This window comes from Paenisporosarcina indica (assembly GCF_001939075.1).
Lineage (GTDB): Bacteria > Bacillota > Bacilli > Bacillales_A > Planococcaceae > Paenisporosarcina > Paenisporosarcina indica.
Genome location: NZ_MPTA01000002.1, coordinates 92892 through 108657 on the forward strand (window position 1 = coordinate 92892; position 15766 = coordinate 108657).

The 15766-nt window shown below is 32.3% G+C and carries 14 protein-coding genes; all 14 read right to left on the reverse strand.

Features of this window, described 5'->3' with window-relative positions; all coding sequences use genetic code 11:
• Positions 1 to 85: 85 nt before the first annotated feature.
• The 14 genes from GY23_RS06005 to GY23_RS06070 all read right to left on the reverse strand — a co-directional run bounded on the left by GY23_RS06005 (position 86) and on the right by GY23_RS06070 (position 15742).
• On the reverse strand, positions 86 to 1240 hold the full coding sequence (locus GY23_RS06005) for an aminotransferase class I/II-fold pyridoxal phosphate-dependent enzyme (protein ID WP_075618321.1): 1155 nt from the start codon (positions 1238 to 1240) through the stop codon (positions 86 to 88).
• The gene (locus GY23_RS06010; RefSeq protein WP_075618322.1) at positions 1241 to 1873 is read right to left on the reverse strand and encodes an acetyltransferase; all 633 of its coding nucleotides are present in this window, start codon (positions 1871 to 1873) and stop codon (positions 1241 to 1243) included.
• 2 nt (positions 1874 to 1875) lie between these two features.
• Positions 1876 to 2490 (reverse strand): sugar transferase, encoded by a 615-nt coding sequence (locus GY23_RS06015; protein ID WP_075618323.1) that lies wholly within the window; start codon positions 2488 to 2490, stop codon positions 1876 to 1878.
• Positions 2491 to 2542: 52 nt separating this feature from the next.
• On the reverse strand, positions 2543 to 3700 hold the full coding sequence (locus GY23_RS06020) for a glycosyltransferase family 4 protein (RefSeq protein ID WP_075618324.1): 1158 nt from the start codon (positions 3698 to 3700) through the stop codon (positions 2543 to 2545).
• Positions 3701 to 4981 carry a nucleotide sugar dehydrogenase gene (locus GY23_RS06025; RefSeq protein WP_075618325.1) on the reverse strand — a complete coding sequence of 427 codons (1281 nt, stop codon included), beginning with the start codon at positions 4979 to 4981 and terminating at the stop codon, positions 3701 to 3703. It lies immediately after the preceding gene.
• Entirely contained in the window at positions 4971 to 6005 is a 1035-nt protein-coding gene (locus tag GY23_RS06030) for an NAD-dependent epimerase (protein ID WP_075618326.1), read from the reverse strand. The genes GY23_RS06025 and GY23_RS06030 overlap by 11 nt, the downstream gene beginning before the upstream one ends.
• A 66-nt stretch (positions 6006 to 6071) precedes the next feature.
• Complete coding sequence (locus GY23_RS06035) at positions 6072 to 7238, reverse strand: glycosyltransferase (protein WP_075618327.1); 1167 nt, start codon at positions 7236 to 7238, stop codon at positions 6072 to 6074.
• The gene (locus GY23_RS06040; protein ID WP_075618328.1) at positions 7235 to 7990 is read right to left on the reverse strand and encodes a glycosyltransferase; all 756 of its coding nucleotides are present in this window, start codon (positions 7988 to 7990) and stop codon (positions 7235 to 7237) included. Before GY23_RS06040 ends, GY23_RS06035 begins: the two co-directional genes overlap by 4 nt.
• Positions 7987 to 8433 carry a hypothetical protein gene (locus GY23_RS06045; RefSeq protein WP_075618329.1) on the reverse strand — a complete coding sequence of 149 codons (447 nt, stop codon included), beginning with the start codon at positions 8431 to 8433 and terminating at the stop codon, positions 7987 to 7989. The genes GY23_RS06040 and GY23_RS06045 overlap by 4 nt, the downstream gene beginning before the upstream one ends.
• Before the next feature lie 10 nt (positions 8434 to 8443).
• Positions 8444 to 9607 carry a glycosyltransferase family 4 protein gene (locus GY23_RS06050; RefSeq protein WP_075618330.1) on the reverse strand — a complete coding sequence of 388 codons (1164 nt, stop codon included), beginning with the start codon at positions 9605 to 9607 and terminating at the stop codon, positions 8444 to 8446.
• Positions 9608 to 9630: 23 nt separating this feature from the next.
• The gene (locus tag GY23_RS06055) at positions 9631 to 10827 is read right to left on the reverse strand and encodes an O-antigen ligase family protein (RefSeq protein WP_161487576.1); all 1197 of its coding nucleotides are present in this window, start codon (positions 10825 to 10827) and stop codon (positions 9631 to 9633) included.
• Between the two features lie 221 nt (positions 10828 to 11048).
• Positions 11049 to 12311 carry a glycosyltransferase family 4 protein gene (locus GY23_RS06060; RefSeq protein WP_161487577.1) on the reverse strand — a complete coding sequence of 421 codons (1263 nt, stop codon included), beginning with the start codon at positions 12309 to 12311 and terminating at the stop codon, positions 11049 to 11051.
• Positions 12244 to 13647, reverse strand: coding sequence for an oligosaccharide flippase family protein (locus tag GY23_RS06065; protein ID WP_075618930.1), 1404 nt, complete (start codon positions 13645 to 13647; stop codon positions 12244 to 12246). Before GY23_RS06065 ends, GY23_RS06060 begins: the two co-directional genes overlap by 68 nt.
• Before the next feature lie 259 nt (positions 13648 to 13906).
• A complete protein-coding gene (locus GY23_RS06070) occupies positions 13907 to 15742 on the reverse strand; it encodes a polysaccharide biosynthesis protein (RefSeq protein ID WP_075618333.1) in 1836 nt (611 codons plus the stop codon).
• Positions 15743 to 15766: the final 24 nt, after the last annotated feature.

Consider the following 15766-nt stretch of genomic DNA (forward strand, 5'->3'; position numbering starts at 1 on the left):
ACCTCAATATATTAATCAAACAAAACTACTTTAAGACAATATATATGACGTCCATCTACTTATTTGTATGAACGTCACCTTAGTTTTATTTCATTGCAGTTTTTGTTAAATTATGAATAATCACCTCAATTACTTTATGTTGTTCTTCAATACTCATATTCGACCCACTAGGCAAACAAAGACCTCTTTCAAACAACCTTTGGCTCACGTCATCATTCTCACCATGAGCATAAAACTTACACCCTTCAAACACTGGCTGCAGATGCAATGGTTTCCATACAGGACGAGCTTCAATGTTCTCTTCAGCTAAAGCATCAATCAATTTATAAGGTGTTACCTTTATCTTCTCCGGATCCAACGTCAAAGTAGTTAACCACCGATTACCGTATGTGCCTTCGAGTTCAGGCATAAACTCCAAGCCATCAACTTCACCTAAAGCTTCTACATATCGTTCAAATACCGCACGCCGTGCCTTAACACGTTCATCCAATACTTCTAATTGTGCACGACCTATTCCAGCCAATACATTACTCATACGGTAGTTATAACCCACTACACTGTGTTGATAATGTTTAGCTTGATCACGTGCTTGAGTTGCTAGAAATCTAGAACGACTTATTTGCTCTACGTCATCCGAAACTAACATACCACCACCAGAAGTTGTGATGATTTTATTCCCGTTGAATGAAAAAACACCAAACTTACCGAACGTTCCACTCTTCTTCCCTTTATATGAAGCTCCAAGTGATTCTGCTGCATCTTCAATGACTGGAATACCATAAGCATTGCAAAGTGCCATCAATTCATCCATTTCGGCACTTTGTCCATATAAATTAACGATAAGGACAGCTTTAGGTAATTTATCTTCTGCTTTCGCTTCAACCAATGCACGTTCTAATGCAACCGGTGAAATATTCCATGATTCTTCATCAGAATCGATAAATACAGGGTCTGCACCAAGGTAAAGAATTGGGTTTGCTGTTGCAATAAAAGTTAGGGATGAACAAAACACAGTGTCCCCCTGTCCAACTCCCAATAAATCCAAAGCTAGATGAATAGCGGCAGTTCCTGAACTAACGGCCGCTGCTCCTTCACTTCCTGCATATGCTGCAATTTCAGCTTCAAATCCATCGACATTTGCCCCCAGTGGAGCAATCCAGTTTGTATCAAAAGCTTCTTTTATGTATGCTTGCTCATTTCCACTCATATGAGGGGAAGATAGAAAAATTCGGTTTTTCATTTATAGTCCTTCTCTCTTAATAACTTTAGCTGGAACACCTACTGCAGTTACTCGATCTCCAATATGCGTAATTACTACAGAACCTGCTCCTATTACTGACCATACACCAATTGATTTCATGGGGATAATAGTAGATCCAGCCCCAATATGTGAACCTTCACCTACTGTAACACCACCAGTAAGTATACTTCCAGGTGATACATGACTATAATCTCCTACTACACAGTCATGTTCTATAACACAATTTGTATTTAGAATGACATGTTTGCCAATCCTTGCATCCGCATTTATGACTACCCCTGGCATTACGATCGTACCTTCACCAATTTTTGCACTATCACTTATTGTCGTGTTTTCATGTACAATTGAAATTAAATCATTGTCCTGTAAATTTAGGTTGTCTATTATTTTCTTACGGATATTATTTCCACCAATAGCAATCAATATTTTTGCTGAATATTCAATCTTCAACTCATGCAAAATGTTCAAAGGACCTCTAATGAGTCCTTCGACAAAGTGCTTTTCTGTATACTTGTCATCAAGTTTAGCAACGACTTTAAAACTCTCAATCGAATGCACGCAATCCGTAATAACTTTAGCGTGACCACTGTCACCAATGAGTATGATATTCATGATTATTCACGACCTTCGTGATTGGATTTTGGGTTCCCTTGAAATTTGGTCATCGTTGCTTGTCCTTCTTGACTGATACCTTCAGATTTAAAGACCTTTAATACCGTCATAAAAAGAATTTTATTATCTAACCAGAATGACTGATTTTCTACATACCATACATCGTATTCAAACTTCTGTTCCCATGAAATTGCATTACGACCATTAACTTGTGCCCAACCGGTAATACCAGGTCGGACATCGTGTCTTTTGGCCTGTCGTGAATTATATAAGGATAAATATTCAACCAACAAAGGGCGTGGTCCTACAATGCTCATATCGCCTTTGAAAACGTTCCATAATTGTGGAAGTTCATCCAAACTAAACTTACGAAGTGTTTTTCCAAAAGCAGTTAGCCTAATATCATCAGGCAATAAATGACCATACACATCGCGATCATCGGTCATAGATCTAAACTTGTATACATAAAATGAATTACCATTAAGACCCGGTCGTTCTTGTTTGAATAGTACAGGCGAGCCTATTTTCTTCTGAATTAATAATGCTGTTAAACCAATAATAGGTAATAGCAAAACTAAAGCAATAGAACTAACTAATAAATCAAAAGTTCTTTTCATTTCATTCTCTTTTCTCATCTAAAGTATTTCGTAATTGATGTTTATGAAAAACTTATCTAGTTAAGGTATTAAACAACTCAATCTGTTTACTTAATACTTTCTCTTCATCAAATAATTCTTCTACAATTTCTCTACTTTTCATACCAAATTGTTTAACTAGAGTTGGATTGCTAATTAATTTTTCCATTGCTTCATATAATTCTTGTACATTTTCTTTTTCTACTAAGTATCCATTTTCGCCATCAAACACTTCTTCACGGCAACCGCGAATATTTGTAGCGATAACGGGTTTTTCCATAGCCATCGCTTCAATAATTGAACGAGGTAAACCTTCACGATAAGAAGGCAGTATGTACACATCAGATGCATTCATTAATAAAGGAATATCTTTTCGAAAACCTAGGTAACGTATACTTTCATGCTTGATATCACTAATTAGCTTTTGATAACTTTCCAAATCACGTTCTCCCTCAGGCAACCCACCTATTAAAATCAATTTAGCATGTGGATATTTTATATTTAATCTCTTAAATGATTCTATCAATTCAAAAATCCCTTTCTCTTTTACTAGTCTACCTGTAAAAGAGAATACAAAATCTTTTTCATTAATATTTTCATTTGAGTAGAACTCAGCAATATCATTTGATGGAACTAATGTATTATTAAACTTCATCCATATGTCCACACCATTACTTAAATGAATAATCCGTTTTGGAAATTTGAATTTATCGTTCACTGCCAATTCATAGTCTTCTTTGCTTTGCAAAAAAAGCCAATCTGTTAAATACCGTGCCGCATATTTCTCTAAGGAATAAAACAATTTGTATTGTTTTTTGGACATCTCATCATGAAAATAAAAACCATGAGCTGTATAAACCACATGTTTTACTCCAGCAAGTTTAGCGGCAATTCTTCCTAGAAGTGCTGCTATTGGAGTATGGACATGCACAATATCGTATTGTTCCTTCTTCATTAACTTAAATAATTTCCATATTGATTTTGCATTTTTTAAGGGATGAATTTTACGATCAATTGATATATTGATCATATTTAACCCTTGACTCTTTAATTCTTCAAATCTACCTAAATTAGTACAGACGTTGTGAACCGTATAACCTTCAACCATTGATCTTTCAATCAATGGTTTTAATAAAGCTTCTACACTTAGGTCTATCGCACATACTTGCAATATTTTTACTTGATTTGACATTTATAATCTCCAAAGTTCAATTGATTCTGGAGTAGAATCCTTTGCCAATGCACTCTTAATGTCTACAACAATTCCCGATACATCTTTTAGTAAACGATTTACTAAGTTCCATCCTTCAGTAACGTATTCCCGATGTGGTACTGCAAAAACAACTGCATCAGATCGTTTTAAGTCATCTAATTCAATTAATGACACATTGTATTCTCGAACCGCTTCTTTAGACTCAGCTTTTGGATCTGTTACTTGAACATTCACTCCATACTCCTCGAGTTCTCGAATCACATCAATCACCTTAGAGTTACGCAAATCTGGAACATTTTCTTTAAAAGTCAACCCTAATACAGTAACCGTAGAACCTTGCACTGCTATGCCTTTTTTAATCATTTTTTTAACTAATGTACTAGCAATATATTTACCTAAACCATCATTAATTCGTCGACCTGCTAGAATAACATCCGGATGGTAACCAACTGCTTGTGCCTTATGGGTTAAATAATATGGATCAACACCGATGCAGTGCCCCCCTACTAATCCAGGTGAAAACTTCAAGAAATTCCACTTAGTTCCTGCTGCAGCTAGCACTTCTGATGTATCGATATCCAAACGATCAAATATCATAGCTAACTCATTCATTAATGCAATATTTACATCACGCTGTGTATTTTCAATCACTTTGGCTGCTTCTGCTACTTTGATTGAACTAGCCTTATGGACTCCTGCTTTAACAACACTTGAATATGTATCTGCTACAATCTCTAAAATTTCAGGAGTTTGCCCCGAAACTATTTTTGTTATTGTAGTAAAGGTATGTTCTTTGTCTCCCGGATTAATTCTCTCAGGTGAATAGCCAACAAAGAAATCTTTACCATATTGCAAACCTGACATTCTTTCTAAAACCGGTACACATTCTTCTTCGGTGGCTCCTGGGTATACGGTAGATTCGTATACAACAATTGTCCCTTTTTGCAGATGTTTCCCCACTGTTTCAGATGCTTTCAAAAGTGGGGTTAGGTCCGGTTGGTTATGTTCATTAATCGGTGTTGGTACGGCAATAATAATAAAATCAGCTTCTTCTAACTTTTGTCCTTCATTCGTGAAATCAATAGAAGCTTTTTCTAAATCTGCTAATATTACTTCATTCGTATAGTCTATATTTTGTTTCAATGTATTTATTCGATTTGGATTAATATCAAATCCAATTACATGACGTTCTTTACCAAAAGCAACTGCTACTGGCAATCCTACATAACCCAAACCCACAATTGCTATTTTACGATTCATTCTGCACCTCATTCAAATTGATTTCATAATAGTCAACGTACCAATCTACAAATTTTCCAACTCCATCTTTTATAGAGGTTTCTGGTTTAAAATCAATATCTCTGAATAAGTCGTCAACATTTGCATATGTTGCTGGAACATCACCGGCTTGAAGTGGCATAAAGTTAATTATTGCTTTTTTCCCTACCTTTTCTTCAATTGCTGAGATGAAATCCATTAAATTAACCGGTTTATTATTACCTATGTTATAAATTTTATAGGGTGCATAGCTTGTACCTGGATCAGGATTCTCTCCTGTCCAATATGGATTAGTTTGGGCTGGTTTTTCAACTAGTCGTGATATAGATTCTACAATATCATCCACAAATGTGAAGTCCCGCATCATTTCACCGTTATTAAACACATCAATTGGAAGACCTTCAATGATATTTTTCGTGAACATAAAAAGTGCCATATCAGGACGACCCCATGGACCATAAACGGTGAAGAAACGAAGTCCAGTCGTTGGTATATTATAAAGACTACTATAAGTATGTGCCATTAATTCATTCGCTTTTTTTGTTGCTGCGTAAAGACTTAGAGGATGGTCAACATTATCATGAACAGAAAATGGTAGAATTGTATTAGCTCCATAGACAGAACTCGATGAAGCATAAATTAATTGTTTAACACTATTATGCCGACATCCTTCGAGGACATTTAGGAATCCGACAATATTTGAATCAATATATGCATGAGGATTATCTAGACTATACCGTACACCAGCTTGTGCTGCTAAATTAATTACGATATCTGGCTTCTCTTGTTCAAATATCCCCATAATGGCTTGACGGTTTTGTAAATCACACTTATATAATTTGAAGTTTTCATTAATTAATAGATTTAATCTTGATTTTTTTAATTCAACATCATAATAATTATTAAGGTTGTCAACGCCAACTACTTTATAGCTCTGTTCTAATAATTTTAATACTAGTTGACTGCCAATAAAGCCAGCAGAACCAGTAACTAAAAGTTTTTTCATTAAAATTCTCCTAATTACTAAAATTTCACTACTATAAAAATCTAATTTAATTTGTTTCTAATAGAATTAAAAATTCTTTTTATTAGAATAATAAGATATGATTGCCTTCGACATAATCATACGTTGATTATTAAATGAATGATTTTCTTTAACAAATTTATAAGCAATTTCTTTCATTTTTTGCATTTCTTTAGGATTTTCAAGATAATACTCAATTTTTTCAACTAAATCATTCACTTGTCCAACTTTAAAAAGAAGTCCCGTTTCATTATTTCTTACAATATCAGGAAGACCTCCCACATTTGAAGCTATCACATTAGTTGAATTAGCCATCGCTTCTAAAACAACTTTTCCTAGACCTTCAGAATAAGAAGGAAGAACAAATATATCTGCTTCTCTATATTCCTTTAAAAGGGTATCTCCATATGCAATTTTACCTTTAAATTCAATTAAATTCATAATATTCAATTTAATACAAAGTTCCTTAAGCTCTGTTATTTGTGGACCATCCCCAATAATTGTAAGATTTAAATCATATTTTTCTTTTACTATATTGAATGCTTCAATTAAAAGATTAATTCCTTTTTCTTTTGATATTCTCCCAACAAATAATATTTTAATAGGTGACAATATTTGTTTCATTACAGGAGGGGAAAAATGTTCTTGGAGTAAAGAAGATTCATTAGATATTTTGATTTTTTTATTCTTAGATCCATATTTTTTACTCAGATAACTTGAAACAGCAAACCTTATATCTGAATTAATAATGATAAACTTCATTACTAAAAATGCTAGTTTTCCAACTTTTTTGTTACCTGAAATTGAGTTTAACGTTTCTTGAGGATCCCCTACAATCTGTGATACAATAATTTTCCGATAAATTTTACAAAAAACAAAAGCTGGTATAGAGGTTAAAAACGGCAGCTTTAAAATTACCACATCACTTTTAAATATAATTTTTTGTAATGATAAACTTATATTAATAAGTTTTTTCATGAAGTCCTTAATACCATTAAAATTGTCTATTGAATAATAATTCAGCTTACTATTAATACCAATTTTAAACAATTGTTCAATATTATCCGTATAAACAACTCTTCCTACTAAATTTAATATTGTTAATTTTTCTCCATATAGATCTGCAATTTTATCAAAAAAATCTGGAGCGGTAGTATAATAATTATTATTTTTATCAACAAAGAATCTTTGTTCCGAAACAATAGTAATTCTCACTTATTAACCACTCTCTCTAGTTTTTCTATTAAGTTTTCAGCAAATAATTCTTCATTAAAATATTTAAAAGCAATATCTCTATAAAGCTTAACGTTTCTATGTTCTAAACAATCTATTTCGGCAATAAGCTTCTCTGGTACAACTAAATTATCTACATTTACTAAATAACCTAAATTATTGTTTTTCACAATTTCAGAGGCCTCTCCCACGTTTTCCCCAATAATTATTTTTATTCCAGCAGTTAAATACTCTGCAAATTTGTTTGGGGAAGCTACTTTATTAGTAAGATTATTTTTTCTTAATAAAAACCCATAATCCGAAGCAATAAAATAATTTTTTATATCATTTGGTTCAACTGAAAGAGTGGTATAATCATTTTTATCTATTGAAGATTGAGATAACATTTTCTTTGCTAATTCAACTTCAGGTGTTAAAAAAAGAAGATGTATATTTTCTTTGTTTTTCTGTAGCAATTTAAAAAAGTAAATTGTTTCTTCAACACATTGCCAAGGAGCTAGGGAACCTCCATAAACAAAAACTTTTGTTTCGTTTGATATTTTTAAATTTTTTCTAACTTTCTCTCTAATTTTCTTATACTCTTCTTCTACTGGCCAATCTCTTATATCAAATGAGCATGCATATTTTGACCAGTTTCTCACTTTATATTCTTCTTCAATATAAGCGCCTAATTTATTGGATACAACAATACTTAAATCTACAAAGAAAGAAAGATATTTTTCAATAAGCTTCATAATATAAAAAACAATTTTTTTAATTTTCCTTTTTTTGAAAATCCTGATCCTTCTTGTATTTCTTCGATGGCACCATGAACATCCCAAATAAGAATTACTTTTGGGAATATTATTTTTAATAATGGTGCAAAAAGCAGCACTGGTGATCCACTCAAAATAACAAAATTAACACTATTTTTTTTTATAAAAATTACTCCTTTAAAAAATAGTGAAAAAATATCTAAAAATATTTTGAAGAAATCAGTGAAAATAACATGTGATATAATACCATTGGGCACTTGTGGTTTTCTTTTAAATTTTTTGTTTTTATGAACAAGTGAAATGATTGTTGTTTGAATATTATACATTTTCCAAAGTGTCGAAGCTCTTTGGAAAATATATCTTTGTTCTCCACTTATACTAGCAGTGTTTCTTGTGGCCAAAATCAAAATTTTCTTATCCATATTTTTCCCCTTAGAATATACTTTGAATTAGTCGGTGAATTTCCAAAACTTGATGGTCTAAAGAAAAACTTTTTTCTGCTTTTATTCTGGAATTTTTACAGAATTCGAAATATAATTTATTTTTATCTAGCAATTTAATTAAATATTTTTTAATTTCATTTTTATCACCAGGTTTCGTTAAGTAACCATTCTTTTCATGATCAATTACTTCCTTAATTCCTCCAATATCTGAACCAATTACCGGTCTTCCTATTGCCATTGCTTCGGCAAGAACCATGCCAAAGCTTTCTTCAACAATTGAAGGCAATATTACTGCATCCATAGACTTCATTAATGCGATAATATTCTCTTGCCAACCTAAAAAGAAGACATTATTCATTAAATTATTTTTATTAACATACTCTTCTAGTTCTGTTAAGTATAATAAACTCCCACCTTTTGGAACGCTACCAGCAATATATAAATTTATTTTGTAATTTGCTTTGAATAATTCATTTATTGCACTTATCAAAATGTCTAATCCTTTGCCTACGTGAATACTACATGCGATAAAAAGATTGAAATTTTTCATATCGTAATCATAATTTTTAGGCACACTTACTTTTATTTTATCGATCGCCTTAATATCAACCCCGTTATATACAAGGTGTATTTTTTCAGCATAAACACCTGATTCTATAAGTTTGTTAACTACATCTTTAGAAACTGCTATTACAATATCAGACCTGTTAATACAGTGTTTAAATAGCAATCCAATATCACTTGATTTATTAAAACCGTGTGCATGGTATACCACTTTTTTCCTAAGAAGCAAATTAACTAAATGTGTAATTATTAGAGATTTTTTTTGATTACAATATATAAGATCGAATTTTTTCATAAACATAGTTAACTTTAACAAATAAAACAAATAAAATGGTCCCATCGCTAACAATAAAATGAATCTTGTTCTTTTATTCTGCCAGCCAAGAGCAGTTTTTTGTGGCCAAATTGGGAGTTTTTCTTTCTTTACAAAAGCATTCTTTATTTTATTTGTAAATTGATTATTGTAGGGATCCAAATAAGAAATAGTGTAATAGTTTCCCATATTACTCATTTTTTCTAGAATATTCAGTAATACAGTTTGTACTCCACCAACGGAAGTTACAAAGTCAAAGAAAAGTATTTTTTTCAAATGAGTTCATCCCCAAATATCTTTTAATATTTTTTATTATTAACTATTTTAGTTTCATTAATATTTATTTCCCAAACTGCAAATGAAAATAAATACCAATACATAGCTGAACTAAAAGGAGAATAGAAAGAAGGCATTCCAAAGCCAGCGAAAATAAGTAAAATAAGATTAGCCAAACTTATTTTAGCAAAAGTAGACCCAAAAATATGTTTTAATAGGTATTTTAGCATTAGAAGAATACTAATAATAAATATAGCTAATCCTACTATTCCTCCTTCTAATAATATATCTGTGTACTGATTATCAGTTGTTTGAATTTGATTATTTATTAATAAAGCATTTTCATTGACATAATTTCCGCTAAATTCGCTAAAATTGCTGTTACCATAACCAACGATAGGGCTATCTAAAAACATTCTTAATCCTACCTTTATAGCATCACCTCTATAAGCTACTGATGCTGTATCTTCTTTATTAGATAAAAGATCATTCCATCTATTGAGGGAGTTTGAATTTGATAATACAAAGATTATTAATATAAAGATTCCAAATAAAATAATTGATCTTAACTTTAATTTCGCTTTCTTTTCTTTTTGGGAATATAGCCAATATATAGTAACTAAGAAAAATCCAAACATAGCTGTTCTTGAACCTGAAATTACAAGTCCATAAACACAAAATAAAATAGATACTATTAGACTAACCTTAAGTAAGGGACCTTTTACGTATGTTGATGTAATTAAACCTAACGATATATTGAAAAAGAAAACACACATTATTCCATAAACATTCGGATTTTGAAACACTGATACTATTCTAAGCTGCTCACTACTAATAATTGATAATATATTCAAACCTAACATGATAAGTATTGTGATAATAATAATTTTTAAATTTGCTTTCCATGAATTACTATTCATAAATGGAATTAATAGCAAAAATACTGAATAAATTAACCACTTCTTCATGCCAAGTAAAAATGAAATAATTGCGATATTAATTCCGCTAAAATAAAAAGCTGAAATAGTTCCTGGAATTAGAAATAAAATTGTTAAGATTAAGATAGGATTTATTTCGTCTTTCTCTTTCTTAATTTTATTTTGATTACCAAATCTTTTTATTAAAAAATACGAAATTATTAGTACTAAAAAACTATCAAGGATAGTAATATTAAATTCCCCAATTTTAAAAATGGGTATCCAAAAGACTATTGCAATCAAACTTAGTGAATAGATATACTGTATTCTAAATATCACCAACACTAAACTAATAATAATAAACATGGAAATCAAAAAAAAGGTCGGTTGGAATTTTGTCGAAAAATAACCAATTAATACACTTGCCACTATAATTAAAAAGTTAATTTGTATATTATTAATTTTTTTGAGACTCATATGTTCACCTTTAATCCCAATCTAACTTTTTTTATTAATAAGAAAAACTAAATATTCTGATTTCCAACATAAAAATCAGAATGAGCTTTGTGATAAACTTCTTCGATTTTTTTTATCCAAACTTCCTTACTATGATTTTCAATAACGTATTCCCTCGCTCTTTTGCCAATTTGATTACTAAGATCAAGGTTTGAATTTATCATTTTAATGCTTTCTGATAACATATAAGAATTTCCTGCATCGAATAATAAACCATTACTTTTATGTATAATCATTTCTGCTAATCCACCTATATTTGAAGCAATTACTGGTTTAGATACGCTCATACCTTCTAGAGCAGATATTGAACTAGCTTCTATCACCCCATTAATAGGAATCGAGGGAATTATTATTCCCTTTGAAAAGTTCATAATTTCAACCATTTCTCTTTGGCTTATTGCCCCTAGGAAACGAACTTTCCCACTTAATTTTTCCCTTTTAACTTGTTCTTCAAGTGAAGATCTGTCAGGACCTTCTCCAGCAATCCACAGCTCGTCAGTTGTATCCTCCAATATCTTAAATGCCTCTATTGCTATAGATACACCGTTTTTAGGAACTAATCGTCGTGGAACTAAATAATATGAAACGTTATGTTTATTATTTTTTATATTTGAAGTATCAATTGGTGCAAACAATTCAGTATCAACAGCATTTAGTATGACACTTATTTTTTCCGGCATTATACCAAAGTCATTTATTATTATTTCTTTTTGACCAGTATCAACCGCTATTATTCTATCTGCCCTTTCATACCCCTTTTTTTCACTTTGATACAAATAAGAATAGTAAATATTCCCAGTTTTACCATGCATTCCAACTTCTCTTGATAAAGGTCCATGGACAGTTAATACTAAAGGCGCTTTTAGATCATTAACAATACTTGCGCATAATGCATCTTGAACATGTATAATACATTTTTTCTTATTTTGAATATTGTTCAATATATTAATCATTTTTTTTTGAGTACCTATTGCTTGAAGTTTAATCAACTCTTTTCGAGCTTTATCTTTATTACCATAAGACATTAATGATGCAATCATCTTATTCTTCAAACCCAGGAGATTAGGCTCCGCAATATCAAACTCGTGCCCATTTATTTCTAATGCTTTTTTTAATGTATCCACATAAGATCGTACACCGCCTATGCCTAAAAATAGAGCAGAACCGACTATTATTTTCATATTAATATCCCTTCTTTCACTCTTACTTAATTCTTGATTTTTTCCATAGAAAAATCCTATTACGAATAATTTCTCTAAATTCTTTATCACATATAATTAGTAGAAGTAAATATATCGTTAAAAATAATAATATACCAAATATTGGACTAATGGTTTGTATGTCTAATAAATAAAAAACAAGGTAAATTAAACAAAATAATAATATATTTATTCCTGCCCCTTTTTTAAACAAAGTCCAACCTTTCTTATTAGCAAAGATGAAAGCAAGAACTAAATAAAGTTCAGTTATAACAAGTGAAAACGCTGCCCCAGTACTCGCATAACTTTTTCCAAAAATATAGTATGCAAGAATAGCTATTATTACACCAAATATTAGTATAACTGTTCTGCGTCCTTGATAACCTTTAGTCGTTAATCCATCTGCAAGGGGGAAACTAATAGTCTTGAGCAGGACGAATACCGAAAGAATAGAAAGTACTCCCGAGGCGTTAATCCATTCATCTCCAAAAATAAATAATATAATGAAATCACTATAGAAAAGGAAGGGAAAGGACATTATTACTCCTAAAATTGTTGCCATTTTAAGTTCAAAAATGTTAACTTTCAAATGTTCCACTTCATTTTTTTCATTCCCTAATCTAAATAAAGCTGGATAGAAAGCTACTGCCAAGACACCAGGGATTGCTAGTAATAATCCCGGAATTCTCATTGCAGCTACAAATAGCCCAACCTCTTCTAAAGTTGATATTTTCTCTAAAATAATAGGTCCTAGCTGAGGTAAAATTAAAAATGCAAACCCGCCTAAACTAAAAGAAAAAATGCCATTTAATATCGAGAGGTTCCAACCTTTAATTTTAATTTCCTTAGAAATCAATAATATACTAAAAATACCACCGACTAGACTGGAAATCCCATATATTAATGCAATGTTATGAAGTTCCCAATTTAAAAATACCCCGATAAATAATGAGATAGCATTCACAATGCCAAATACAGAGTTAATAAGTGCAATGTATACCATTTTTTGAACAATCTGAAAGTAAGTAGAGCCCACACTTTGCAAGACACTACCCAAAAGGGTTGGTATTACCAAGAAGTATATTACCTTTTGTATATATGGATCATCATACGAAAACTCAATTATGCCAAAAAAACATAAGATTGTAATTGATAATAGAATCACTTTAATCTTAAACATACTGCTCAATAATTCACCTAGATTAGCATTTTCTTTAGTTCCTTCCCTAATTATAGTCTGTGACAAACCAAAGTCAGTAAAGTAAGTCATTATTGCAGAATAGGCAATTCCTAAACTTAGAATTCCATAGTCAGTAGTACCTAATTGTCTGGCAACCAATATTACAGCTAGTGCCGTCAAAAACTTTACAAATACATTACTAAACATTAAATACGAGGCATTCCTCATGATGTTTATCAAAATTAATACTTCCTTTTATATTTTATTTCTATTATCATAATGGAATGGAATTAGCTAATACTTAATATAAATACAAATATTTTTTAAAAAAGAAGGAACTTAGGAATTTAAAGTAAAAATTGTATCTTTATTCTAAAGGATTCTGGAGTTAGCACTTACCTTATTTAGGAAGCCTTAATGTTTAAATTATTCATTAAAAATCCATTTATACAGTTCATAAGAATATTGCTAATTAGCTGGAAGAAAATTATGTACTGCCAATTGTATCCTTAATTTCTTCAACGTTTCGCCGGTTAGCAGTACCTACAAGTAATTCCTTCAACACAGCCCCCGTAAGGCTAGGAATCTTCTCAAGTAAATAAACCAATTCGTGCTTGGTAATCGGCGTAGCCTTCCCAACATAAATCTTAGGAAACACAACCTCACTCTGTCTCTCACTCTCATTCAACAACTCTTCAAACAACTTCTCACCAGGTCGAATCCCACTCTCACGAATCTCAATCTCACCCTCCGAATACCCAGAAAGTTTAATCAAATTACTCGCAAGATCGAAGATTCTAACAGGCTCACCCATATCAAGAACAAAAACTTCCCCACCGCTCGCAAGAGCACCAGCCTGAATAACCAGCCGTGAGGCTTCAGGTATCGTCATAAAATAACGAGTCATTCTCATATCAGTTATAGTAACCGGTCCACCAGCGGCAATCTGCTTCTTAAACAAAGGAACAACACTACCACGAGACCCCAACACATTCCCAAAACGTACAGCAGCAAACTTCGTCTTACTGCCCTTCGCCAAATTCTGTACGATCATCTCCGCAAATCGCTTTGTAGCACCCATCACATTCGGAGGATTAACTGCCTTATCTGTCGAAACTAAAACGAAATTAGCAACGCCAAAGGTGTCCGCAGCCTCTGCCACATTCTTAGTCCCAAAAATATTATTCTTCACAGCTTCCATCGGATTATACTCCATCAAAGGAACATGCTTATGAGCAGCCGCATGATAAATCACATCCGGTCTATACTCTTCCACAAGGTCGAAGATCCTTGCTCTGTCTTGCACATCCGCAATCACAGGTCGAAGGTCTGTAACTCCATCAAAGTTATTCCGAAGCTCCTGATCAATCAAATAAATAGAATTCTCCCCATGCCCTACCAAAATCAACTGCTTAGGACTAAATCTCATCACTTGTCTACAAATCTCAGACCCAATCGATCCGCCAGCACCCGTTACCATAATCGTTTTATCAGTAATCTTCTTCGAAATGGCTTCCATATCAAGTTCGACTTCTTCACGACCCAGTAAATCACTGATTTTTACGTCTTGCATCGCATTGACCGAAATTTTACCTGTCATTAAATCTTCAATACGGGGGATTTGTTGCGTTTTTGCACCTGAATCGATACATATTTTAATAATATCCGCCAATTCGTGTTTTGATAAAGACGGAATGGCCAGTACGATATTTTCAACACGGTGTTTTTTGACAAGTTCAGGAATCTCTTTTAAGTATCCTATTACTTTCACACCGTAGATTTCCAAATGTTGCTTTGTTCGTTCATCGTCCACATAACCAACTGGACTTAGTTCAGCTTCATGACTATGTAATAACTGACGAGCCACCATCGTTCCTGCAGCACCCGCTCCCACAATCAACGTACGTTTTCGTCCATTTGTTTTTTCTTCTTTGAATCTAGAATCTGCATAAACACGCCATGAAAAACGTGATCCACCGATTAGGATGACATGAAGCATCCAAGTCAACGATAGAACACGCCAATAAATATCTTGTATAAGGGCAAATTGAACGATCATTACGGCAACTATGGTAAACGTAACCGCTTTTACAATGGATTTCAATTCTCCTACTGAAGCATACGACCACACTTTACGATATAATCCAAGGCGCCACGCGAAAAGATGATGGGCAAGGAAAATCGTAAGAGAACTAACTAGTAACATGTTATTTGTGAAGACATTGAGGTAAGGATGGAGGACGAAGTAACAAGCATAGATTGAGAACAATACAATCGCTGAATCTAACATCATCAACAAAGATGTTCGTTTATGGATGTTCATCGCCCCTACCTCCTTTTCAATCAA